This is a genomic window from Allobosea sp. FG18, assembly GCF_057809495.1.
On record NZ_JBMDKB010000001.1, the window covers coordinates 1 to 24101 of the forward strand.

Annotated in this window: 18 protein-coding genes; 8 read left to right on the forward strand and 10 right to left on the reverse strand. The window is 66.9% G+C overall.

The genetic code is table 11. The features are described from left to right. On the reverse strand, positions 1-1281 hold a 1281-nt coding region (locus ACODTJ_RS00005), incomplete at its 3' end, for a glycoside hydrolase family 3 N-terminal domain-containing protein (RefSeq protein WP_488847207.1). A gap of 312 nt (positions 1282-1593) precedes the next feature. Between ACODTJ_RS00005 and ACODTJ_RS00010 the strand changes: the two genes are divergently transcribed. The 3 genes from ACODTJ_RS00010 to ald all read left to right on the forward strand — a co-directional run bounded on the left by ACODTJ_RS00010 (position 1594) and on the right by ald (position 7144). Next, complete coding sequence (locus ACODTJ_RS00010) at positions 1594-3183, forward strand: glucan biosynthesis protein G (protein WP_488847209.1); 1590 nt, start codon at positions 1594-1596, stop codon at positions 3181-3183. A 431-nt stretch (positions 3184-3614) separates the two neighbouring features. Continuing rightward, positions 3615-5969, forward strand: coding sequence for a xanthine dehydrogenase family protein molybdopterin-binding subunit (locus ACODTJ_RS00015; RefSeq protein WP_488847211.1), 2355 nt, complete (start codon positions 3615-3617; stop codon positions 5967-5969). 59 nt (positions 5970-6028) lie between these two features. Further along, positions 6029-7144, forward strand: coding sequence for an alanine dehydrogenase (ald, locus tag ACODTJ_RS00020; protein WP_488847213.1), 1116 nt, complete (start codon positions 6029-6031; stop codon positions 7142-7144). Positions 7145-7177: 33 nt separating this feature from the next. On the opposite strand, the gene ACODTJ_RS00025 is transcribed toward ald, so the two are convergent. The 3 genes from ACODTJ_RS00025 to ACODTJ_RS00035 form a co-directional block, all read right to left on the reverse strand. Next, positions 7178-8569 (reverse strand): amidase, encoded by a 1392-nt coding sequence (locus tag ACODTJ_RS00025; RefSeq protein ID WP_488847215.1) that lies wholly within the window; start codon positions 8567-8569, stop codon positions 7178-7180. A 56-nt stretch (positions 8570-8625) separates the two neighbouring features. Continuing rightward, complete coding sequence (locus ACODTJ_RS00030) at positions 8626-10065, reverse strand: aldehyde dehydrogenase family protein (protein ID WP_488847217.1); 1440 nt, start codon at positions 10063-10065, stop codon at positions 8626-8628. A 149-nt stretch (positions 10066-10214) separates the two neighbouring features. Next, complete coding sequence (locus ACODTJ_RS00035; RefSeq protein WP_488847219.1) at positions 10215-11108, reverse strand: DMT family transporter; 894 nt, start codon at positions 11106-11108, stop codon at positions 10215-10217. Between the two features lie 466 nt (positions 11109-11574). Between ACODTJ_RS00035 and ACODTJ_RS00040 the strand changes: the two genes are divergently transcribed. The 3 genes from ACODTJ_RS00040 (at position 11575) to ACODTJ_RS00050 (ending at position 15375) form a co-directional block, all read left to right on the forward strand. Further along, complete coding sequence (locus tag ACODTJ_RS00040; RefSeq protein ID WP_454658281.1) at positions 11575-13101, forward strand: M81 family metallopeptidase; 1527 nt, start codon at positions 11575-11577, stop codon at positions 13099-13101. A 115-nt stretch (positions 13102-13216) separates the two neighbouring features. Further along, a complete protein-coding gene (locus ACODTJ_RS00045) occupies positions 13217-14686 on the forward strand; it encodes a protein adenylyltransferase SelO (RefSeq protein ID WP_454658280.1) in 1470 nt (489 codons plus the stop codon). A 23-nt stretch (positions 14687-14709) separates the two neighbouring features. Beyond that, on the forward strand, positions 14710-15375 hold the full coding sequence (locus ACODTJ_RS00050; RefSeq protein ID WP_454658279.1) for an alpha/beta hydrolase family protein: 666 nt from the start codon (positions 14710-14712) through the stop codon (positions 15373-15375). 12 nt (positions 15376-15387) lie between these two features. Here the strand turns inward: ACODTJ_RS00050 and ACODTJ_RS00055 are convergent, their stop codons facing one another. The 5 genes from ACODTJ_RS00055 to ACODTJ_RS00075 all read right to left on the reverse strand — a co-directional run bounded on the left by ACODTJ_RS00055 (position 15388) and on the right by ACODTJ_RS00075 (position 21306). Beyond that, positions 15388-15747 (reverse strand): carboxymuconolactone decarboxylase family protein, encoded by a 360-nt coding sequence (locus tag ACODTJ_RS00055; RefSeq protein WP_454659050.1) that lies wholly within the window; start codon positions 15745-15747, stop codon positions 15388-15390. 155 nt (positions 15748-15902) lie between these two features. Continuing rightward, positions 15903-16775 (reverse strand): ABC transporter permease, encoded by an 873-nt coding sequence (locus ACODTJ_RS00060; RefSeq protein ID WP_454658278.1) that lies wholly within the window; start codon positions 16773-16775, stop codon positions 15903-15905. A 14-nt stretch (positions 16776-16789) separates the two neighbouring features. Beyond that, positions 16790-17731 (reverse strand): ABC transporter permease, encoded by a 942-nt coding sequence (locus ACODTJ_RS00065; RefSeq protein WP_454658277.1) that lies wholly within the window; start codon positions 17729-17731, stop codon positions 16790-16792. Positions 17732-17920: 189 nt separating this feature from the next. Further along, positions 17921-19438: an ABC transporter substrate-binding protein gene (locus tag ACODTJ_RS00070; protein WP_454658276.1), complete on the reverse strand. Its 1518-nt coding sequence runs from the start codon at positions 19436-19438 to the stop codon at positions 17921-17923. Positions 19439-19476: 38 nt separating this feature from the next. Beyond that, complete coding sequence (locus tag ACODTJ_RS00075; protein ID WP_454658275.1) at positions 19477-21306, reverse strand: gamma-glutamyltransferase family protein; 1830 nt, start codon at positions 21304-21306, stop codon at positions 19477-19479. A 225-nt stretch (positions 21307-21531) separates the two neighbouring features. Between ACODTJ_RS00075 and ACODTJ_RS00080 the strand changes: the two genes are divergently transcribed. Beyond that, positions 21532-22224 (forward strand): GntR family transcriptional regulator, encoded by a 693-nt coding sequence (locus ACODTJ_RS00080; protein WP_488847227.1) that lies wholly within the window; start codon positions 21532-21534, stop codon positions 22222-22224. A gap of 14 nt (positions 22225-22238) precedes the next feature. Continuing rightward, the gene (locus ACODTJ_RS00085; RefSeq protein WP_454658273.1) at positions 22239-22640 is read left to right on the forward strand and encodes a YybH family protein; all 402 of its coding nucleotides are present in this window, start codon (positions 22239-22241) and stop codon (positions 22638-22640) included. Between the two features lie 72 nt (positions 22641-22712). Here ACODTJ_RS00085 and ACODTJ_RS00090 read toward each other — a convergent pair whose 3' ends face one another. Continuing rightward, a complete protein-coding gene (locus tag ACODTJ_RS00090; RefSeq protein WP_454658272.1) occupies positions 22713-24101 on the reverse strand; it encodes an amidase in 1389 nt (462 codons plus the stop codon).

Sequence of the window (24101 nt, forward strand, 5' to 3'; positions counted from 1 at the left end):
CAGCACGATGGTGTCGCGCGCGATCTCGCGGGCCGGCTCGCGGTGCAGGCGGTCGTTCGCGCGCACATCGACCGGGTCGTCCTCCTGCTTGCCCATGCGCAGGAACGGGTTGGCGAAGAGGCCCATGTCGTATTTGGCGCCGAGCACCTCGCGCACGCAGGCGTCGAGCTCAGCCATCTTGATCTCGCCGGAGGCGATCAGGCCGGGCACCTCGGCGAGATAGACCTGATCGGCCATGCTGAGGTCGATGCCGGCCTTGATCGCGAGCTTGGCCGCCTCGCGGTTGTCGCGGGCAACGCCGTGGCGGGTCAGCTCCGTGATCGCGCCATGGTCGCTGACGGTGACGCCCTTGAAGCCCCATTGCTTGCGCAGCAGGTCCTGCATCAGCCAGGTATTGGAGGTCGCCGGCACGCCGTTGACCGAGTTGAGTGCGACCATGACGCCGCCGGAACCCGCGTCGATCGCCGCCTTGTAGGGCGGCAGATAGACCTGATGCATGCGCAGCGGGCTCATGTCGACCGTGTTGTAGTCGCGGCCGCCTTCGACCGCGCCGTAGAGCGCGAAATGCTTGACCGCGGCCATGATCGTGTTCGGCTGGTCGGGCGAGGTGCCCTGGAAGCCGCGCACGCTGGCCCGCGCGCATTCGCTGACGAGATAGGGATCCTCGCCGAAGCCCTCGGAGGTGCGGCCCCAGCGCGGATCGTGGCTGATGTCGACCATCGGCGCGAAGGTCATGTCGACGCCGTCATTGCAGGCCTCGACCGCCGAGACGCGGGCCATCCGCTCGATCACGGCCATGTCGAAGCTCGACGCGAGGCCAAGCGGGATCGGGAAGGTGGTGCGGTGGCCGTGGACCACGTCATAGGCGAAGAAGAGCGGGATCTTCAGGCGCGAGCGCTTGACGGCGGCTTCCTGCATCGGCCGGTTGTCGCGCCGGACGACGGTGTTGAACGAGCCGGCGATGCGCCCGGCGGCGATCTCCTCGACGATCCTCGCGAAGGGCATCTCCGGGCCGATGCTGATCAGGCGCAATTGCCCGACCTTCTCGTCCACCGTCATCTGGGCGATCAGCTTGTCGACGAAGGCCTTCTTCGTTGCGGCCGGATCGGCGGCGCGCGCCTGTTTCGGCTTCGCCGCAGCGGGAAGCGCCGCCATGCCGGCGACGAAGGCCGCCGAGGCCATGGCACCGAGCGCCTGCCGGCGGGAGAGGCCGGCTGCGGCCTCCTCGGGGGACACCGTCTCCAGTCCTTCGACGACCGGCGCAGCGTTCTTGTGATCCATGCTGTGTTCGTTCACTCAGGTTGTCGGGGCTGAAGGGTGGCACGGGAGCGCTTCAGGAAGAACGGCGCTCATTCCTTGACCCTCGTCGCGATGATGGGCATGTGTGCTCGGTGCGCCGCTGACCAAAGAGGACGAGCGCTCCGTCCCGCCGACGCCCACCTTTAAGGAGGTAGTGTGAACTTGTCGACCCGTTCCGCCGACGGGGCCCCGCTCATGGCCCGATCTTCCTCTTCAGCCCGCCACATGCTCATGCGGCTGCTGGACCGGTGCGGGCAGGCCCGGAGCAGGTCCGGTTTCGCACGGCTCGGCCTGATGCTCGGCTTGCTCGCCGTTGCGGCGTTCGCCGGGCCATCGGCATTCGCGCAGCAGCGCCCGAAATTCGGGCTCGACGATGTGGTCGCCAAGGCGAAGGCGCTGGCGGATGCGCCCTATGTCGCGCCGGTCAGCAACCTGCCTGATGTCTTCAGCAAGATGCAGTTCGCCGACTACCAGAAGATGCAGCCGAAGCGCGATCGCTTTGCCTGGATGGAGCACAAGACGCCGTTCAAGCTCGCCTTCTACCACCAGGGCATGCAGTTCAACACGCCGGTGAAGATCAGCGAGATCGTCGACGGCGCGGCCCACGAAATCCCCTATGATTCCGGGCGCTTCGACTTCGCCGACCTGCATTTCGACCGCGAGGCTACAGCCAAGCTCGGCTGGGCCGGCTTCCGGGTGGTCTATCCGATCAACCAGGCCGGCAAGCTCGACGAGATCATGAGCGTGCTCGGCGCGAGCTATTTCCGCGTCATCGGCAAGAACCAGATTTATGGCCTGTCCGGGCGCGGGCTGGCGATCGATACCGGCCTGCCGATCGCCGAGGAATTTCCCAACTTCCGCGAGTTCTGGCTGCGCCGCCCGAAGCCGAAGGACAAGCACCTGACCTTCTACGCGCTGATGGATTCGGTGCGGGCATCCGGCGCCTATGAGTTCACGCTGACGCCGGGCGCCGACGCTGTCCTGAGCGTCAAGTCGCGGGTCTTCCTGCGACGGGACGCTTCGCCGACGACGCTCGGCATCGCGCCCTTGACCAGCATGTTCCTCTTCGGCCCGCAGCAGCCGTCGCCGACGCCGAATTTCCGCCCCGCGATCCACGATTCTAACGGGCTGGCCGTGCGCGGCGGCAATGGCGAATGGATCTGGCGCCCGCTCGTCAATCCCTCGATGGTCACGATCAGCGACATCGCCGCGGAAAACCCGAAGGGCTTCGGCCTGCTCCAGCGCGGGCGCGACTTCTCGCGCTACGAGGACCTGAAGGATCGCTACGACCTGCGCCCGAGCGCCTGGATCGAGCCGACCAACGACTGGGGCAAGGGCAATGTCCGCCTCGTCGAGATCCCGACCGCCGACGAGACCAACGACAATATCGTCACGCTCTGGGTGCCGGATGTCAGGCCCCCGTTCGGCGAGCCGATGCGCTTCGACTACCGGATGCACTGGACGATGGACGAGCCGGCCCTGATGAAGGGCGACATCTCGCATGTCTGGCAGACCATGCGTTCGAGCGGCGAGTTCTACCAGTCCAACCTGATCCGCGCCGGCGATGGCACGCTGGCCTTCCTCGTCGATTTCAAGGGGCCTTCGCTGCGTAAGCTCCCGAAGGATGCCCGGCCCACGGCCGTGGTCGGCGCCAACGACAATGTCGAGATCGTCGGCACCGAGTTGCAGCCCAATCCGGCGATCCAGGGCTGGCGCCTGAGCTACCGGATCAAGATCAAGAATCCGGCGGTCTCCTCCGATCTCACGGCGCTGCTGAAGCTCGGCGACCGGACGCTGACCGAGACTTGGAAGTTCAGGTTGCCGGCCTCGCAGGCCGCGACGAACAAGGAAACCTATCTCAACCGCTTCAAGGCGATGGAGTAGCCGCGCGCCTGCCGGTTGCTAGCGGAGGCGGGGCTAGACGATCCCGCGCCGTACCTCGGCCGCGGCAGCCTCCGCGCGATGGCCCCTTTGCGACGAGCGCGCCCGCGATCGGGCGCCTCGGCATCTTGGCAGGCTGTGAACGAGCGGTCCTCTCCCCATTTTGGGGCCTGCCATGCCGTTCAGTCGATGAGTTCGAGGGCCTCGTCACCAACGGGCGCGCCTTTGCTCGCCGAAACAGACCTTGGTCGGGCTACCTCACGGTCAATGGAGCTATGTCGCCGGCACAGGCGCCAATCGGCGCGAGGATGCCTATGATCACCGCGCTCGGGCCTGCCTCTGAAAGACGAGGTGGTGCCGGAGAGGCCGAAGCGCTCCTTGCTGACCCGCTCAGGGTCACCGCTGCGGCCGTCATGCGACTGTGGTGCCTTGCGATGAACATGCATGTTTCCAAGCCCGGCCGCTTGGCCGATCGCGCTGCCGGCATCGGCCAGTCGCTCCCCCGTAAGGAGGATGCGACCCTCGTACGGGGCGAGGGGCGCTATACCGATGATCTCGCGCTGGACGGCCAGCTCTACGCCGCCTTCGTCCGCAGCCCGTATGCGCATGGCGCCATTCGGGGCATCGACACGGCAGATGCCAAGGCGATGAAGGGTGTCGTCGCGATCTACACGGCCGCGGACCTCGATGGGCAGGGCTATGGCGCGCTGAAATGCGCGGTGGACCTGCCGAACCGCGACGGAACCGCGATGAGGAAGCCGGTTCGGCACGCGCTGACGGCGGACAAGGTGCGCTTCGTCGGAGACCCCGTCGCGATGGTCGTCGCCCGCACGCCGCAGCAGGCGCGCGATGCCGCCGAGGTCGTCTCGCTCGATATCGACATCCTGCCGGCGGTCACCTCGGCCGAGGCCGCGCTCGCGCCCGATGCGCCCGAGCTTTTCGACGATGTGCCTGGCAATCTGATCCTCGATTATCATTTCGGCGATGCCGGCAAGGTCGCTGAAGCCTTTGCTTGGGCCGCTCATGTCGCCAAGGTGCGGATCGTCAACAACCGCATCATCGTGAACCCGCTCGAGCCGCGCGCCGCGATCGGCACCTACGATCGCAAGACGAAGCGCTACACGCTCCATGCTCCGAGCCAGGGCGCCTTCGGCATGCGCAACAACCTGGCGGCGGCGATGGGCGTGCCGCAGGAGCGGATGCATCTGATCACCGGCCATGTCGGCGGCTCCTTCGGCATGAAATCGGCGGTCTTCCCGGAATATGTCGTGCTGCTGCATGCCGCGCGCCTCCTCAAGAAGCCGGTGAAATGGGCCGACCAGCGCTCGGAGAGCTTCGTCTCCGACCATCACGGCCGCGACATGGTGTTCGAGGCCGAGCTGGCCCTCGATGCACGCGGGCGCTTCCTTGCGACGCGCTTCACCGGCTTTGGCAATATGGGCGGCTATCTCACCCAGCCCGGCCCGCTGATGGCGACGTTGAACATCGGCAAGAACAGCGTCGGGATGTACCGTACGCCGCTGGTCGAGGTGCAGACGCGCTGCGCCGTGACCAACACCGTACCGATCGCCGCCTATCGCGGGGCCGGGCGCCCGGAGGGCAACTATTTCATGGAACGGCTGATCGACACCGCCGCCCGCGAAATGGGGATCGACCGGGCCGTCATCCGTAGCCGCAACCTCATCGCGCCCGCGCAACTGCCGTGGAAGACGCCGATCGGGACGGTCTACGACAGCGGCGATTTCCCGGCGCTCTTCGCCAGGGCGCTGGAGGCGGCCGACTGGAAGGGCTACCGGGCGCGCGAGCGCGCCAGCCGCAAGGCCGGCAAGCTGCGCGGCCGCGGCATCGGCTGTTACCTCGAGGTCACGGCCCCGCCGACCAACGAGATGGGCGGCATCCATTTCGAGGCGGACGGATCGGTCACCATCGTCACCGGCACGCTCGATTACGGGCAGGGCCACTGGACGCCTTTCGCGCAGGTCCTGACCAGCCATCTCGGCGTGCCCTTCGACAAGATCAAGCTCGTGCAGGGCGACAGCGACCGCCTGATCGCGGGCGGCGGTACCGGCGGCTCGAAATCGATCATGGCGAGCGGTTCGGCGATCATCGAGGCGAGCGAGCGCGTCATCGAGAAGGGCAAGCTCCTGAGCGCGCATGTCCTCGAAGCGAGCGCCGCCGATATCGAGTTCACCGACGGCCGCTTCGCCATCGCCGGAACCGATCGCTCGATCGGCATCATGGAACTCGCCCGGAGGCTGCAGGCGGGCGTGTCGCTACCGGATGACCTGCCCAGGACGCTCGATGTCGATCACGTCTTCAAGGCGGCGCCCTCGGCCTATCCCAATGGCTGCCACATTGCCGAGGTCGAGATCGACCCCGACACCGGCCATGTCGAGATCGCGAGCTATGTCATGGTCAACGACTTCGGCGTGCTGGTGAACCCGATGATCGTCGAAGGGCAGCTCCATGGCGGCGTCGTGCAGGGCATCGGCCAGGCGCTCTGCGAGATGACCTCCTATGACGAGGACGGCCAGCTCAGGACCGGCTCCTACATGGACTACGCCATGCCGCGGGCTGCCGATGTGCCGTTCTTCACCTTCATCAGCGAGGGCGTGCCGACCCGCACCAACCCGGTCGGCGCCAAGGGCTGTGGCGAGGCCGGCTGCGCCGGCTCGCTCCCTTCGGTGATGAATGCGATCGTCGATGCCCTCTCGCCGCATGGCGTGCGCCATATCGACATGCCGGCGACGCCGCAGGCAATCTGGAGGGCAATTCACGCCAAGGCCTGACATCGCGCCGGCACTGGCGCAGGATCGCAGTATTCCAACGATAACGGGGGGAGGAAGTGATGCGCGTCGGTGTGCCCAGGGAGATCAAGGTTCACGAATACCGGGTCGGGCTGACCCCGGAGGCTGTGCGCGAATATGCGGCAGCCGGCCATGAGGTTCTCGTCGAGACCGGCGCCGGGGCCGGCATTTCCGCGCCCGACAGCGCCTACGAGGCCGCGGGCGCCAGTATCGTCGCGAACGCCTCGGAGGTCTTCGCCAGGGCCGAGCTGGTCGTGAAGGTGAAGGAGCCACAGCCCTCCGAATGGGTGCAGCTTCGCAAGGGGCAGATCCTGTTCACCTATCTCCATCTCGCGCCGGATCCGGAACAGACGGAAGGCCTTCTCAAATCCGGCGTGACGGCGGTCGCCTACGAGACCGTGACCGATAAGGCGGGCGGCCTGCCATTGCTCGCTCCGATGAGCGAGGTCGCCGGGCGGCTCGCGATCGAGGCCGCGGGCCGCTGCCTCCAGCGGCATGCCGGTGGCCGCGGCGTGCTGATCGGCGGCGTGCCCGGCGTGCCGCCGGCGCGCATCGCCATCATCGGCGGCGGCGTCGTCGGTACCCATGCGGCGCGGATGGCGGCCGGCCTCGGCGCCGATGTCGTGATCCTCGACCGCTCCCTGCCGCGCTTGCGGCAACTCGACGAGCATTTTGGCGGCAGGGCGCGCACGCGCTTCTCCACGCTGCACGCGATCGAGGAGGAGATTCTTGCCGCTGATGTCGTGATCGGCGCGGTGCTCATCCCTGGCGCGGCGGCGCCACGCCTGGTCTCACGCGCACAGCTTTCCCGGATGAAGCGTGGCGCGGTTCTCGTCGATGTCGCCATCGACCAGGGTGGCTGCTTCGAAACCTCCCGTCCGACGACGCATGCGGAGCCGACCTTCGAGGTCGATGGCGTGATCCATTACTGCGTCGCCAACATGCCGGGCGCCGTGCCGCTGACGTCGAGCTATGCGCTGAACAACGCCACGCTCCCCTTCGGCCTGGCACTGGCCGCGGGCGGCCTGGATGCGATCCGCAACGACCCGCATCTTGCGGCCGGACTGAATATCCACCGCGGTCGGATCACCAATGCTCAGGTCGCGGAGAGCCTGCACCAATCCTACGAGCCTGCTCAGGCAGCGTTAGCTGCCTGAGTCGTTCTCCGCGGGGTCGGAGGTGGCCGGAGCTCAGCCCGAGAGCTTCGGCCACGGCCGCGACGGCGCGCGCATCTCCTCGAAGGCACGGGCGAGGCGCAGTACGCCGATATCGTCGAAGGACTGGCCGATGATCTGGAGGCCGATCGGCAGGCCGCCGCTGGAATAGCCGCAATTGATCGACACGGCCGGCTGGCCGCCCATATTGGCCGAAACCGTGAAGGCGATATGCTCGAACGGCCGCTGTGGGTCGTTGAGTGGCGAGGCCCATTCCGCCGGATAGGACGGCTCGGGCGCGGTCGGCGAGATGATGAAATCGACGTCCTTCAGCGCGCCATGCAGCGCGTTGCGCATCGCGTCGATCTGGGCGAAGCCGGAATAGACATCGCCGCCGGAGAAGTCCTTGGCGGTCACGATCCAGTTGAAGATATAGGGCAGGATCTTGGCCTGCTGCTCGGGCGGGAGCCGCGAGACGTCCTCATAGCCGCGTGCCCGCCAGAAGCGGTCGAGCCCGTCGATCATGGTGCGGGTCAGGAAGGGCTGGATCGGCACGATGGTCGCGCCGGCATCGGCGAGCAGCGCGGCGGCGCCCTGAACGGCTGTGAGCGTCTCGGCGCCGGCCTCCTGTCCGAACCCCGCTTCCAGCCACAGCCCGATCTTCAACCCCTTCACCGAGCCCGCCAGGTTGAGCCAGTCGATTTCCTGATAGGGCAGGGCCATGGTGTCGCGCCGGTCCGGCTTGGTCAGCACGGACATGTAGAGGGCGGTATCAGCGACCGTGCGCGTCATCGGCCCGGCGGCGCGCCCGATGAAGGGCGGATCGATCGGCAGGCGCCCGGCCGAGGGCTTCAAGCCGACGAGGCCGCACCAGCCGGCCGGCAAACGGATCGAGCCGCCGATATCGGTGCCGATATGCAGCGGGCCGTAGCCGGCGGCGGCGGCGGCTCCGGCGCCGGCGCTGGAGCCGCCGGGATTGGTCGAGAGGTCCCAGGGATTGCGTGCCAGCTTGTGGAAGCTCGACAGGCCGGAGGAGAGCATGCCGTAATCGGGCATGGTCGTCTTTGCGAGGAGCACGCCGCCCGCTTCCCGCGTGCGCGCCGCCGGGGGGGCATCCGCCGCTGCGGGCACGAGCGTTACGGCCGCGGTGCCCAAGGGAACCGGCGTGCCCTTCGTCGCGATGTTCTCCTTGATCGTGACGGGCACGCCATCGATCGCGCCGATCGGTTGGCCCTTCATCCAGCGCGCTTCGGATTGCCGGGCGCTTTCGCGCGCAGCTTCGGGATCATAGGCCCAGAGCGCATTGAGCTGCGGCTCCCAGGCATCGATGCGCGCGATCACGGCATCGGTCACCTCGACGGGCGAAAGCCTGCGGGCGCGATAGGCTTCGACGAGAGCGACGGCAGTCAGATCGGCAAGTTCGGTCATGGGGCAGCTCTCGTCAGGTCCGGTATTCCAACAGGGGGAGGTCTCGCCGAACGGCCCTAGCCGTGGAAGATCGAGATCGTCTTCATGCTGGCGAAGCCATAGAGGGCTTCAAAGCCCTTCTCGCGGCCATGGCCCGATTTCTTGACGCCGCCGAAGGGCAGTTCCACGCCGCCACCGGCTCCGTAGTTGTTGATGAAGACCTGGCCGGCCTGCGCGGCGCGCGCCATGCGCAGCTGGCGGCCGCCATCGCTCGTCCAGATGCCGCAGACCAGCCCGTAGGGCGTGCCGTTGGCGAGCGCCAGCGCCTCCTCCTCGGTGTCGAAGGGCATGATCACCTGCACGGGGCCGAAGATCTCCTCCTGCGCCAGCTTGTGATCGGGCGGCACGTCGCGCAGCAGGGTCGGGGCGACATAGGCGCCCTCGGCGGGAGCGTCCGGAACGATCGTCCCCTGCGCCGCGACCTTCAGGCCGTCCTTGCGGGCGACGCTAAGGAAATCCTCGACGATGGCCTTCTGGCGCTGCGAGACCACCGGGCCGACGGAGAGGTCGGACTCGGCCGGCCCGACCTTGAGAGCCCGATACCGTTCACTCATTCGCGCGATCACGTCCTCATAGACCGTGCGCTCGACGAGGATGCGCGAGGAGGCCGAGCAGGTCTGGCCGGCATTCTGGATGCCGGCATTGACGAGGAAGGGCACGGCGCGGTCGAGATCGGCATCGGCGAAGACGACCTGGGCCGACTTGCCTCCGAGTTCCAGCGTCACGGGCACGGCGTTGCGGGCGGCGGCGGCCTGCACCATCTCGCCGGTCCGGGCCGAGCCGGTGAAGGAGATGTGGTTGATGTCGGTGTGTTCGGACAGGGCCGCGCCGGCTTCTGCGCCAAAGCCGGTGACGATGTTCAGCGCCCCGGCCGGCAGCCCGGCCTCCTGCGCGATCCCAGCGAATTCGAGGATGGTGAGGCAGGCTTCCTCCGCCGGCTTGACCACGGCGGCGTTGCCCATGGCCAGCGCCGCGCCGAGGCTGCGCCCGAGGATCTGCATGGGATAGTTCCAGGGGATGATGTGCCCGGTGACGCCATGCGGCTCGTAGATCGTCAGGACGGTGAAGCCGTTCTGGTAGGGGATGGTGTCGCCATGCACCTTGTCGGCGGAGGCGCCGTAGAATTCGAGATAGCGCGCGAGCGCGACGACATCGGCCCGCGCCTGCGTCAAGGGCTTGCCGACATCGCGCGCCTCGATCTCGGTCAGACGGTCGATGTTCTCGAGCACGCCGGTCGCGATCCGGCTGAGGATACGGCCGCGCTCCGTCGCAGTCAGGCGGCCCCATTCGCCGGACAGAGCCTGCCGGGCGGCGGCGACCGCCAGATCGACATCCTCGCGCCGACCGCGCGCCAGCTTTGCAAGGACCTGGCCCGTCGAAGGATTGCGGACGTCGATATGCTCGCCGTCCACGGCATCGCGCCATTCGTTGGCGATGAAATTGCGATAGGTCTTCACGTCGGGCCTCGATCGTCGTCTGTGGTCGGCAGCGGCTCCAAGCGGCAGCCGTCGTATGGCTGAGAGCCCGCGCGAGGCGCTCGGCGTTGTTGGGCTTGTGGTATCCCGGATACGAGGCCTGTCAATATCGCCCGGTGGCGAGCCTCCCCTCAGCGGCGCTCATGGCTGCGCCTGAGTTCGGAGAGCGTGTACCAGAGCACCGCCACTAGGATCACGGTGCCGCCGATCATGGTGGCGACCGGCGGCTGCTCGGAAAACAGCAGCCAGACCCAGACGGGGGTCATGACGACTTCGGTGGTGCCGATCAGGGCCGACTCGGCTGGTGGCAGGTATCGCGCACCCATGATGAACAGCACGAGCGCGATCGAGAAATTCGTCGCACCGAAGGCCGCCAGCACCAAGAGGTTATGGCCATCGAGCGAGCCTCCCGAGCTGAACGGCGCGAAAAGCAGGAAGGCGAGCACCGAGCTGATGAAGATCGGCGGCATGGCCGGCAGCTCCGGGTCCAGGCGCGGAACGACGATGACCACTGCGAATGTCACCGTCATCAGCAGGGCGAGCAGGTCGCCGATCACCCTGCCGGCGCCCATCGACGCCGAGATGATGATGCTGACGCCGATGAGGCAGACGAGTCCCGCCCCCATCGCGCGCCATGCGATAGGCTCCTTCAGGATCAGCCAGCCGAGAACGGCGGCGATGAAGGGCGCGGTCGCGTAGATCACCGCCACATTCGCCACGCTGGTCGTGTAGTAGGCGCCGATGAAGGCGGACTGGCTGATCGTCTGGCAGGCGATCAGGGCAAGGCCGGCGGGGGCGAAGGTCTTCTTCCACTGCCGCCGCGTTCCCGCACCACCGAACAGCACCATCGGAACGATCAGGAAGATCGCGGCGAACAGCGAACGCCAGGCGATCGCGGTCCAGGCATCCGTCGTCAGCAGGCGCGCATAGATGCCGCTGGCGCTCCAGGCGACGGTCGCGGCGAAGACGAGCAGGACGCCGCGGGAATGAGCGGTCGATGAAGATGGCTTGGTCGTCAAATTCACACGCGAGGCAGGGTCAGGGCAGCGGGAAGCCACAGCGGGCCGGCAGCCCTTCGTCAATGGCTTTGCCCTGCGGCGGGTGCCGGCCCCCCAAGGCAAAAAAGGCCGGCATCCTGTAAAGGAGCCGGCCAAGTGGAAACCGATGGCACGGGGGCCAAAAGGTCTCGAGGGGAACGGGGACGGCAAGGCTCCGCGGGGAGGAGAAAGCGGAGGGGCCGTCGACCGCATCCGGGATATGGGTCGCCTCGGCGCGATCTCAACGCCCGGATGGCTCAGCCCACCTATGCGTTGAGCTCACGCCTCCGGGGAAGCATCGGCTCCAGCGAGGGGCGGCCCTGCGTTCAGGGCAGGGCCAAGGCGCTTGCCCCTGTTATTTTCGCCATTCTAGGATCGACGGATTGGGATCGCAGCGGCGCTGCCTGTGCGGCATTCCCCTCCGTTTCGCTCAATCCTACGACGTAAGGCCGCCGTGACACATTCCAAGCTTCGTATCGCCGTTCTTCAGTTCTCCCACGAGACGGTCACTTTCCTACCCAACGACACGACACGGGAGGATTTCATCTACCCCGGCTCTCCGGCTTCCGGCGAAGCGCTTCTTGCCACCGATCCCAAGGGCTATATGGGCGGCTTCGTCCAGGTGGCGCGTGAATTCGAGGATGTCGAGCTCATCGGCATCACCTCGCCGCTCTGGCCGCGCACCGGAACCGGCTCGGGCTGGGTGACCGAGGATGCCTATGAGCATTTCATGGGCATCATGATCGAAGAGCTGAAGGCGCAGCCCGATCTCGACGGCGTCTATCTCGCGCTGCACGGGGCACTCGCGGTGCGCGGCGTGCCGCGGCCGGAGGCCGACATCGCCCGGCGCGTGCGCGAGGCCGTGGGCAAGAAGGCCTTCATCACCGCGACCTTCGATCCGCACGGCAACGAGGATGAGGAGTTCCTCGCGCAGGCCGACATGGCGTTCTGCGTGAAGTATTTCCCGCATTACGACATGCATCTGCAGGGCGAGCGCGCCGCGCGCATGCTGGTCCGGGCAATCCGCGGCAGCTTCAAGCCGGTGCATCGCACCCTGCGCATCCCGATCATCGCGCCGACCGTGGTGATGTGGACCGGCGCCTCGCCCTGGTCCGATCTGATCCAGCGTGCGCTGATCTGGGAGGCGCGCGAGCCGGATGTCTTCGTCAACGTGTTCTTCGGCTTCCCCTGGTCGGACGTTCCCGATGCCGGCATGTCGCTGCAGGTGCTGACCAACAACGATCCGGCTCTGGCCGAGCGCGTCCTTCGCGACATGGCGGAATGGACCTGGCGCCGGCGCCAGGCGCTGCTCGACACCGTCAAGATCTACAAGACGAAGGAGGCGGTCGCCGAGGCCCGCGCCGCGGTGGCGGAAGGCAAGGGGCCCGTCCTCCTCGCCGATTACAGCGATCGTTCCGGCTATGCGACCTGGCTGCTCCAGGAGATCGTCGCGCAGAAGCTCGAACGCACGCTGGTCGCGACCGTCGCCTCGCCGGATGTGGTGCGTTCCGTGATCGCGTCCGGGGCGAAGCCGGGCGATGCCTTCGATGCCGAGATCGGCGGTCTCTTCGATGAATCGGCCGGGGCGCCCATCCGCATCACCGGCAAGCTGCGCTCCATCGGGCCGGCGACGACCGCGCGCGGCAACGGCAAGGACTGGATCTGCGTCGAATTCGGCAAGGGCAACCTGCTGGTGCTCAGCCCCTATCTCGTCCAGATCATCGAACCTTCGGAACTCTGGCAGCTCGGGCTCGCACCGGACGAGTTCGACGTCATCGCGATCAAGTCGCGAGTCCATTTCCGCCGGGGCTTCGACGATAGCGGCTTCACGCCGACGATCCTGCTGGTCGAACCGCCCGAGCCCTTCATGGGCACGGTTCACCTCGACGCACTGGCTTACGAGAATCTGACCCTGACGGACTACTACCCCTATGGCAGCCCGAGCTTCCCGCCGGCGGACTGGGACAAGTCGTCCGGCTGACGGGAAGCCGGGCGGGTCGTCCGGCTGGCGGTGGCACGCCCATGCGGTCTGATCGCATGGGCGGCTGCCCGAGCCTGCGTGTTGCGCGGCCGCGTTCCGCGCCTATCTTCGAGCGATGATCCCGATCGCCTTCGACAATTCCTATGCGCGCCTGCCGGAGCGCTTCTACGCGGCGGTCGCCCCGACGCCGGTCGCGGCGCCGCGGCTGATCCGGTTGAACGCTCCGCTTGCAGCGCAGCTCGGACTCGACCCCGACTGGCTGAAGGGGCCGGAGGGCGTGGCGATGCTGGCCGGCAACGGCATGCCGGCCGGGGCCGCTTCGATCGCGACCGCCTATGCCGGCCATCAGTTCGGCGGCTTCAGCCCCCAGCTCGGCGATGGCCGCGCCATCCTGCTCGGCGAGGTGGTCGACCGCGACGGCAAGCGCCATGATCTTCAGCTCAAGGGTGCGGGGCCGACCCCGTTCTCGCGCCGGGGGGACGGTCGCGCCGCGCTCGGGCCGGTCCTGCGCGAATACATCGTCAGCGAGGCGATGGCTGTGCTCGGCATTCCGACGACGCGCGCGCTCGCCGCTGTCCTGACCGGCGAACCCGTCCGGCGCGAGACATTGCTGCCGGGCGCCGTCCTGACCCGCGTCGCCTCCAGCCATATCCGCATCGGCACCTTCCAGTATTTCGCCGCGCGCGGCGATGTCGAGGCGCTGCGCCTCCTCGCCGACCACGTTATCGCCAGGCATTATCCGGCCTGCACAGGGGAGGGGCGCTACCTCGCCTTGCTGGAGGCGGTGGTCGCCGCGCAGGCGTCGCTGATCGCGCAATGGATGACGATCGGCTTCATCCACGGCGTGATGAACACGGACAACATGTCGATCGCCGGCGAGACCATCGATTACGGCCCCTGCGCCTTCATGGACGCCTATCACCCGACGACCGTGTTCAGCTCGATCGACGAGCAGGGCCGCTATGCCTATGCCAACCAGCCGCCGATCGCGCGCTGGAACCTCACCCGCTTCGCCGAGACGCTGCTGCCGCTGCTGGCCGGCGATATCGACAAGGCCGTGCCGATCGCGCAAGGAGCGCTCGACCGGTTCGATCCGCAATTCCAGGCACATCTGATCGCAGGTTTCCGCCGGAAGCTCGGCCTCGCCACGGAGGAAGAGGCGGATGTCGCGCTCATCAAGGGCCTGCTCGATGCGATGCAGGCCGGCGAAGCCGATTTCACGCTGGTCTTCCGGCGGCAGAGCGAGGAGGCCGGGCAGGACCGTGCCGAATCCTGCCGCAACCTCTTCAAGGACCCGGCGGCCTTCGACGCATGGGAGGGTCTCTGGCGTCAGCGCCTGCAGCGGGAGCCCGCATCCGCGGAGGCCCGTCGGGATGCGATGTTGCGCATCAATCCGCTGTACATCCCGCGAAACCATCAGGTCGAAGCGGTGATCGAGGCCGCCGTCGAACAGGGCGATTTCGCGCCCTTTGAAGCTCTCGTCGGCGTCCTGGCGAAGCCTTTCGAGGCGCAGCCGGGCCGAGAAGATTACGAGCGTCCGCCAGCCGTGCATGAGCGCGTGCTGGCGACGTTCTGCGGGACATAAGCGGTTCGAGGCAGGGCAGCGCGATGTTTCTGTTCGATGGCCCCGACAAGGCCGATGTGACCATTCTCCTGGCCCATGGCGCCGGAGCCCCGATGGATTCGCCATCGATGACGGCGTCCGCAAGGGCGCTGGCCGGGGCCGGCTTCCGTGTCGCCCGCTTCGAGTTCGATTACATGGCGGCCCGGCGCAGAGGAACCTCGCGCCCGCCGCCTCCGCGCGCCGAGAAGCTGAACCCGCAATACCTCGCGGCCATCGACGCGCTGGGTGCCGCGGGAACGCTCATCATCGGCGGCAAGTCGATGGGTGGCCGCGTCGCCAGCATGGTCGCTGACGAGCTGTTCGAAAACGGCCGGATCGACGGCCTGCTTTGCCTCGGCTACCCCTTCCACCCGCCCGGCAAGCCGGAGCAGTTGCGAACTGGGCATCTGGCCGATCTGAAGACCCCGACGCTCATCGTGCAGGGGACGCGGGATGAGTTCGGCACCCGTGAGGAGGTCTCGACCTATCGGCTTTCACCGGCGATCGATATCCTCTGGCTGGAAGATGGCGACCACGACCTGAAGCCCCGGAAGCGGGTATCCGGCTTTTCAGCCGCCGATCATCTCGCGACGCTGGCCGAGGCGGTTTCCGCCTGGGCCATGCGCCTCGATGCGCCATCCCGCGCGGGGCAGGATGGCGGGCGGCCATAGGCCCGGCCCAGCTTACTCCGCTGCTGCGGAATTGCGCGCTGCGGTCTGTTCGAAGCAGTCGAGCGTGCGTGCCGAATAGACGAGAGCCGCGCCCGCATTCATCGCGATGGCAACGCCGAGAGCCTCGGAGATTTCCTCCTTGGTCACCCCGGCCCTGATGGCGGCTTCGACATGGCTGGTGATGCAGCCATCGCAGCGGGTGGTCACGGCCACCGCGAGCGAGATCAGCTCCCGCGTGCGGGCGTCGAGATGCTGCGTCTTCGCCGCGCCGGCACTGAGCGCGGCATAGCCCTTGAGCGCATCGGGCGCAGCCTTGCCGAAATCGCCGACGCGCAGCTTCAGCTCCGTCCGATAACCAGTCCAGTCCAGCATCGTCATGTTCTCCCGACAAACGGCCGTCCGCATGGTGGCGGCCCGAGCCCATTGTTAGGTGCGCCGATCCTTCGGAGCCAGATGACCGCGGCGCTTTCGCACGGTCTTGTCTCGGCCTCTGCCGGATCGCTGGTCTGGCAAGGGAGGGCGGCCGTTCAGCGCGCCCGTGGATCGAGGGCGTCTCTGAGGCCGTCGCCAAGCAGATTGAACGACAGGACCGTCGCGAAGATGGCGATGCCCGGCCAGAGCGCCATCCAGGGCGCGTTGCTGAGGAAGCGCTGGGCCGAGTTCAGCATCGACCCCCAGGACGGCGCTGGCGGCTGAAGGCCGAGGCCGAGGAAGGACATGCTGGCTTCCGCGATGATCGCCATCGCGATGGTCAGCGTCGCCTGGACCATGAGCTGAGGCAGGATGTTCGGCAGGATATGCCGCGCCGCGACGCGCCAGCGCGGATTGCCCATGGCGCGTGCGGCCTCGACATAATCCTCGCCCTTGATCGACAGCACCTGGCCGCGCGTCAGGCGGATGAAGAACGGCGTGGCGGTGATGCCGATCGCCAGCATCGCATTCGTCAGGCTCGGGCCCAGGAAGGCGGCGAGCGCGATGGCGAGGATGAGAAACGGGCAAGCCAGCATCGCGTCGGTGAAGCGGCTGATGAGGCCGTCGACGAAGCCGCCGAGAAAGCCCGCGGCGAGCCCGAGCGGCACGCCGATCGCCATGGCGATGCCGACCGAGGTGAGGCCGGCCATCAGGGAAGCTCGCGCCCCCCAGATGATGCGGGACAGGATATCGCGGCCAGCTTCGTCGGTTCCGAACCAATGCGCTGCGGAGGGAGCCTTGCGCACGGCCGTCCAGCTCTGCGCGGTCGGGTCATAGGGCGCCAGAAGCGGTGCGAAGATCGCCACGAACACCATGAGCAGCACGACCGCCAGCCCGACCAGCGCGCTCTTGCGCTTCGCCAGACGCTGCCAGAGCGGGTCACGGAAGAGGTTCGCCAGGGGATTGGCCGAGGGGGTGGTTTTCGTCATCGTCGACACAGGCGTCAGCTTCTCAGTCTCGGGTTGACGAGGATGTATCCGATGTCGGCCAGCAGATTGAGGATGATGTAGAAGAGCGAGGTCACGAGCACGACACCCTGCACCACCGGATAGTCTCGGGTGAAGACCGCATCGACGATCAGTTTGCCGAAGCCCGGGATCGTGAAGATCTGCTCGGTCAGGACCGCGCCGGACAGGAGCGCGCCGAATTCCAGGGCGCCCAGCGTGATGATCGGCGTCAGCGCGTTGCGCATCGCGTGCTTGAGCACCACGGTCCGTTCGTTCAACCCCTTGGCGCGCGCGGTGCGGACATAGTCGCTGCTGAGCGCCTGCAGCATCGCGCCGCGGGTGTGGCGCATGATCACGCCCGCGATCCCGGTGCCGAGCACGAAGGCGGGCATGATCGTGGTGGCGAGGTTCATCTTCAGGTCCTCCGACGGGCTGACGAAGCCGGAAGCCGGCAGCCAGCCGAGATAGACCGAGAAGAACAGGATCAGCATGATGCCGAGCCAGAAATTGGGAACCGAAATGCCGGCGAGCGACGCGATATTGGTCGCATAGTCGATCGTGCTGTTATGGCGCAGGGCCGAGATCACGCCGGCCGAGATGCCGACCACGAGCGCGATGCAGATGCCCATGACCGCCAGTTGCAGCGTCACCGGCAGCTTGAGCAGGATCAGGTCGAGAACCGGACGGTTATGGCGCATGGATTCGCCGAGATCGCCGGTCGCGACGCCCTTCAGCCAGTAGAGATACTGGACGATCAGCGGCTGATCGAGATGGTACTGGGCGCGGATGGCGGCGAGCGTCGCCTCGTCCGGATTCTCGCCGGCGAGCACCAGCGCCGGATCGCCCGGCAGGAGATGCTGCAACGAAAAGATGATGATCGACAGCAGCAGGACTGTCGGAACGAGCTGCGCGAGGCGGCGGGCGATCAGTGTCGTCATGGTTCAGCGGCCCGTCATGTTCAGGCGAACGGCCCCGGCTTCGGGAGCGGGGCGCAACCTTGCGAGCATTGGCAGAGGCATTTCATGGATGAGGCGATGTCGGAGGCAGTCATGGCGGCCCCGGGCGCGAATGCGTCCGGGGCCTGAATGGATCGGGGATGGCGTGTTCATCGCGGCCCCGGTGCCGGCTCAGTTCTTGCGGCTGACATTGGTCAGGCGGATGATGCCGTCCGGCGCCGGCTTGAAGCCGGTGAGAGCCGAGCTGTGCGCGAAGATCCACTGCGAGTGGTAGAGATAGACGATCGGCAGATCCTTCTGCAGGATCGCGATGGCCTTGGCGTACTCGGCCTTGCGCGCCTCGACATCACCGAGCGAGCGGGCCTTCGCCAGTATCGTGTCGAGCTGCTCGTTGCAGTACTTGGCGTCGTTCGTCGCGGCGCCGCAGGAGAGCATCGGCGTGACGTTCAGGTCGGGGTCGACGCGGCCGCTCCAGCCGACGAGATGGGCCTGGAACTTGCCCTGCCGGGCGATGTCGAGCAGCGTCATCAGCTCGGTCGGCTTGATCGAGACCTTGATGCCGATCTCCTGCACCATCGCCTGGATGAGCTGGGCGACCTGCTGGCGCTCGGCGTCGGTGGGGACGAGCAGTTCGAGGTCGACCGACTTCACGCCGGCCTCGGCCATCTTCTTCTTCGCGGCGGCCAGATCACGGGCCGGAACCGGGAACTTCTTGTCGTAGAAGGGGCTGGACGGCGGGAACGGCTGGTTGCCGGTGCTGGCCTGGCCGTCGAAGACGACGTTGCTGATCGCCTGGCGATCGATCGCGAGGCTGAAGGCTTCACGGATCGCGGCCTTCTTGCCGGCGTCGAGATTGGCGCCATCGCCGCCGATGCTGAAGGTGATGCCGTAATAGCCGAGGCCGATCACAGGATCGACGGCGAGCGCCTTGTCCTTCTTGACCGCTTCGACATCCGTCGCCGAGAGGCGCTCGATCAGGTCGAGCTGGCGGGAGCGCAGGTTGAGCAGGCGGACATTGGAGTCAGGCATGCCGCGATAGATCAGGCGATCGAAATGATACTTGGCCGCGTCGTAGTATTGCGGGAATTTTTCCAGGACGATGCGGTCCTGGATGACGCGCTCCAGGAACTTGTAGGGACCCGAGCAGACCGGCGCATCGGTGAACTTGTCGCCGAGTTTGGCACCCGCCGCCGGGCTGATGATCATGCCGGCGCGATCGCTGAGCGCGGCGAGCAGCGGAACCGAAGGCTCCTTGAGGCTGATCTTGACGGTGGTCGCGTCGACGGCTTCGACGGCCTTGATCGCGCTGATCTCGGCCTTGCGGCGCGAGATGCCGGAGGTGAGCGCACGCTCCAGATTGTACTTGATCGCCGCGGCGTCCACCGGCGTCCCGTCATGGAAGACCGCGTCCTTGCGCAGCTTCAGGGTCAGCACCGTGCTGTCCGGGCTCCATTCCCAGCTTTCCGCCAGCATCGGGATGATTTTGCCGCTCGTGTCGATGTCGACGATCTTGTCGCAGAGCGACTGCAGGACGTGACGGCCGACGAAGCTCCAGTTGGACACCGGATCGAGCGTATCCGGATCGTCCTGCAGGCCGATCTTGAGGACGGACTGAGCGCTGGCGGGAGCCGCCGTCGCAAGGTTACCGAGCGCCAGGGCTGCGGCGAGAGCAAGAAAAGCTGGTTTCATCGATGGTCCCCTCTTCTGTGTTGGTGTGCCCGGCGCGGTCAGCGGGCGACCGCATAACCCTGGATGCCGCGCGGGTTGGCGCCGGCCTTGATCAGTTGCACGTCGCCGTCCATCTCGCGCGCGACCGCCGAGAGGCGCCCTTCGGACCAGGCGTCTCCGACCGTGATCTTGTGTCCCCGCGCCGTCAGGTCTTCGCGAACCGCTTCCGGGAAGCGGGATTCGAGCGTGACGGCACCATGGCTGATTTCGCGCGGCCAGAAGGAGCTTGCCAGATGGTCCGTGTGGAAGGACGGGGCATCGATCGCTTCCTGGAGGTTCATGCCCTTGTGGAGGTGGCGCAGCAGCATGATCAGCTGCCACTGATCCTGCTGGTCGCCGCCGGGCGTGCCGAAGGCCATGTAGGGCTTGCCGTCGCGATAGACCATCGAGGGCGTCAGCGTCGTGCGCGGCCGCTTCGACGGCGCCAGGGTGGAGTTCAGCCCCTCTTCCAGCCAGAACATCTGCGCGCGGGTCGTCAGGCTGAAGCCGAGGCCCGGAATGACGGGACTGGACTGGAACCAGCCGCCGGACGGCGTCGCCGAGACCATGTTTCCCCAGCGGTCGACGGCGCTGACCTGCACGGTGTCGCCACGCTGCGCGCCTTCGCGGGTCAAGGCCGGCTCGCCCTGCCTGTCGTTCGGCAGCTTGGCCTCGCGGACGGTCGGCTCGCCGCCGCCAAGGCCCGGCTGCGCGATCGTACCGACCTTGCGCAGCGGCGGGAGGTTGGGATTGCGGCCGTCAGGAGCGCCGGGAAGGACGTCCATCGACGCCGAGCCGGTGATCAGCGCCCGCCGGATATCGGCATAGCCGGAGGACAGCAGCGCCTTCATCGGCACGTCGGAGCTGTCGCCATACCAGGAGTCGCGGTCGGCCATCGCGAGCTTGGCGGTCTCGACGACGAGATGGACGAAATCGGCGCTCATCGGATCGAGATCGGCGATATCGGTGCCCTTGAGGATCTGCAGCATCTGCAGCAGGACGGGTCCCTGGGACCACGGTCCGCATTTGAAGACCTCGCAGTCGCCATAGGTCACGGAGACCGGCTTCTCGATCAGCGGCTGATAATCAGCCATGTCCTGGGCCGTGATCAGGCCCTTGTGGCGGCGCCCCGAAACGTCCCAGACCTCCTCGGACGCGCAGAATTCCTCGATCCGCTCGGCGACCGGCCCGCGATACCAGAAATCGAGAGCCGCATTGATGCGCGCTTCCCGATTCTTGCCGAATTTCGCGTGGTCGAGGATCTGCTGGTAGAGCGCCGCGATCTGCGGGTTGCGGAACAGCTTGCCGGACTGGGGAGCGACGCCGCCTGGCAGATAGAGCTCGGCCGAGCTCGGCCAGTGGGTTTCGAAAAGCTCCCGCATTTCCCCGATCGTCCGGGCGATGCGCGGCACCAGCGGATGGCCCGTGCGGGCATAATAGATCGCCGGTGCCAGCACGTCCTCGAGCTCGGCCGTGCCGTAGTCGCGCAGCAGGGTCAGCCAGGCGCCGAAGGCGCCGGGAATGCAGGCGGCCAGCAGGCCGGTGCCCGGAATGATGTCGAGGCCGAGGCCCTTGAAATAGGCGACGGTCGCCTTGGAGGGTGAGGGGCCCTGGCCGGAGATCACGATCGGCGCGTCGGCGCCGGCCGGCGTGACGATGATAGGCACTTCGCCGGCGGGACCGTTGAGGTGCGGCTCGACGATCTGCAGCACGAAGCCGGTCGCGACCGCGGCGTCGAAGGCCGTGTGCCCTTTTTCCAGGATGGACATGCCGACGGTCGAAGCGAGCCAGTGCGTCGAGGATACCGCCCCGAATGTGCCCCTGAGTTCCGGTCGCGTCGTGAATGTCATGGCAGGTCCTCAACTCCAGCCGTTTGCGCCCCCGAGAAGGCGCCGAAGAGGCCGGATATCGCGCGAGAGAGTTTAGGCAGGCCTCAGAAAGCCGCGCTGCAGGACGTGCGCGGCGGCACCTTTTTGTATATTGTTTGTCCACAATGCAATAGGATTGTGTAATCTTCAGGCTCGATCGCGACGGTGGTCTCTGGAATGGTCGACGTGGGAGCAGAGAGGCGATCAATGTCGGAGATATCCGCTTCCACGCGGAAAAGTCGTAGCGATTTCATCGCTGAACAGCTGGAAGAGGCTGTCATCAACGGCGTGTTTCCAGCCGGCTCGCGGCTCGACGAGGCATCCATCGCCCTCCAGTTCGGCGTCTCGCGCACACCTGTCCGCGAAGCATTGCATATCCTGTGCGGGCGCGGGTGGGCTGAGCGCGAACCCTTCAAGGGCGTGGTCGTCACGCAGATTTCCGCCGAGCGCATCGACGAGATGTTCGAGGCGATGGCCGAGCTTGAGGCGACATGCGGCCGGCTGGCCTCGCACCGGATGACCATGAGCGAACGCGGCGAACTCGAAAGCCTGCACCGCCAGATGAACGTGCTCGCCGAAGAGGGCGAGAATGACGGCTACAACGAGCTCAACACGCGGTTCCACAACCTGCTTTTCCAGGGCAGCCACAACAGCGACCTGATCGCCGTCGCCCAGACCCTGCGGCTGAAACTGGCGCCGTTCCGCAAGTTTCAGCTCAAGGACAAGGGGCGGATCAAGCAGTCCTGCCGCGAGCACCAGCAGATCGTCGACGCGATCCTTGATCAGGACGCCAAGGCCGCGGAAAGCGCGCTGCGCCGCCATCTCGTCTCGGCCGCGCAGGAAGTCCTGACCCGACGGCAGCGACAGGAAGACGAAACCGTCTCCATAACGACCCCCTGAAAGGCAGCTTCGAAATGTCCGATGCAACGGATGCGGATGCCATCCGCACAGTGATCTCCACCATGCAGGCGGCCTGGAACCGCGGCGATTTCCATGGCTACATGGCGGGCTTCGCCAATCCCGATGTGGTCTTCGTCTCGCGCGGGCGCATCCAGAAGGACTGGCAGGCGACGCTCGACCACTACATCGCCGACTATGGCGGCTCGCCCGGTTCGCAGGGACAGCTCGCCTTCACGAATATCCGCATCGAGATGCTGGCGCCGGATGCCGCCCAGCTCATCAGCGACTATAGACTGGTGCGCGCCGCCGGCAATCAGACCGGCGTCAACACGCGGCTGATGCGCAAGCGCGACGGCAAATGGGTCATCGCGCTCAACCATGTTTCCCAGATCGAGGATCGGTCCGTCACAGGCTGAGGCGGGAGATTGGGCCCGCGAGCTGTGGAAGAGCGCCTCGCGGCCATTCGGTTTGGGGCAGGAGCCGGTCGTCTAGCGAGGCGGCGCGCCCAGGACGCTTTCCAGCCGCGCCGCGGCATCGAGAAGATAGCGATCGGCGTTCCAGCTCGCGACGAGCTGAAGGCCGATCGGTAGTCCGTCCTGGCTGCGACCGCAGGGCAGCGATAAGGCCGGATGGCCCGTCAGGTTGAACGGGAAGGTATAGGGATACCAGGCGCCGCGAATCGTCCCCGCCGGCTTGCCAGCGATGTCGATCTGGCCCAGCGGATCGAGCCCGACCGGTAGCGCCGGCGCCGACAGGGTCGGCGAGGCGATCAGGTCGAAGCGCCCCAGGATGTCCTGCACTTTCGCGAAACAATCCGTCCGCGCGAACTGGGCCTGGCAGAGCTCGGCGGCGCTGTAGCCGCGGCCGGCATCGATTGTGGCCAGCAGGGTCGGATCGAGCTTCTCCGGTGTCTTCTCGGCATGGCCCCCGAGGCGGGCCAGCAGCAGCGAGCGCAGGAAGACGAGGAAATGCGGCTCCAGTGAAACGAGATCGAGTTCGATCGGCTCGACGCTCCAGCCGAGCCCTTCCGCTTGCCTCATGGCGGCAATGACCGCCGTCTCGACCTCAGGGTCCAGGATGTTGCCGCAGCGCAGGAGGAAGCCGACCCGCGGTTTCTCGCTTTCGCCGAGCCGGCGTTCCGGGAAGGCCGGAACCTGGCCGTAAGGGTCGCGCCGGTCGGGACCGACAAGCGCCTCGAACATCAGCGCGGTGTCGGCGATATCGCGCGCCATCGGCCCGACGAAGGAATTGGCTCCGAAGAGGTCCGGGGCCTGGAGATTTGGGATCGCCCCCAGCGTCGCCTTCAGGCCCACGACACCGCAGCAGGCGGCGGGTATGCGGATCGAGCCGCCGCCATCCGTGCCGAGCGCGAGTTGCCCCATGCCGGCTGCGACCGCGACCGCCGCGCCGCCCGAAGAGCCGCCGCAGGTATGGGCATGGCTCGCCGGATTGAGCGTGCGGCCGAAGAAGGGGCCTTCGGTGAAAGGCTTGTGGCCGAATTCCGGCGTCGTCGTCTTGCCGATCAGGATCGCGCCGGCAGCCCGCGCGCGGGCGACCGCGACCGCATCGGCCTTCGGGATGATGTCCGCGAACAGGGCGGAGCCCTGCGTCGTCGCGACGCCCTCGGTATTGGTGAGGTCCTTGACCGAGAACGGAATGCCGTGGAGGGAGCCCAGGGTCTCGCCGCGCATCACCTTGGCTTCGGCTTCCCTGGCCTCAGTGCGGGCGCGCTCGGCCGAGACCGCCATGAAAGCGTTGAGCCCGGCCTTCTCCTCGATGCGGGCGAGCGCGGCCTCGACCGCCTCGACCGGCGAGATGGTTTTCGCGCGGATCGCGGCAGCGAGATCGACGGCGGAGAGATCGGCGATATCAGTCAT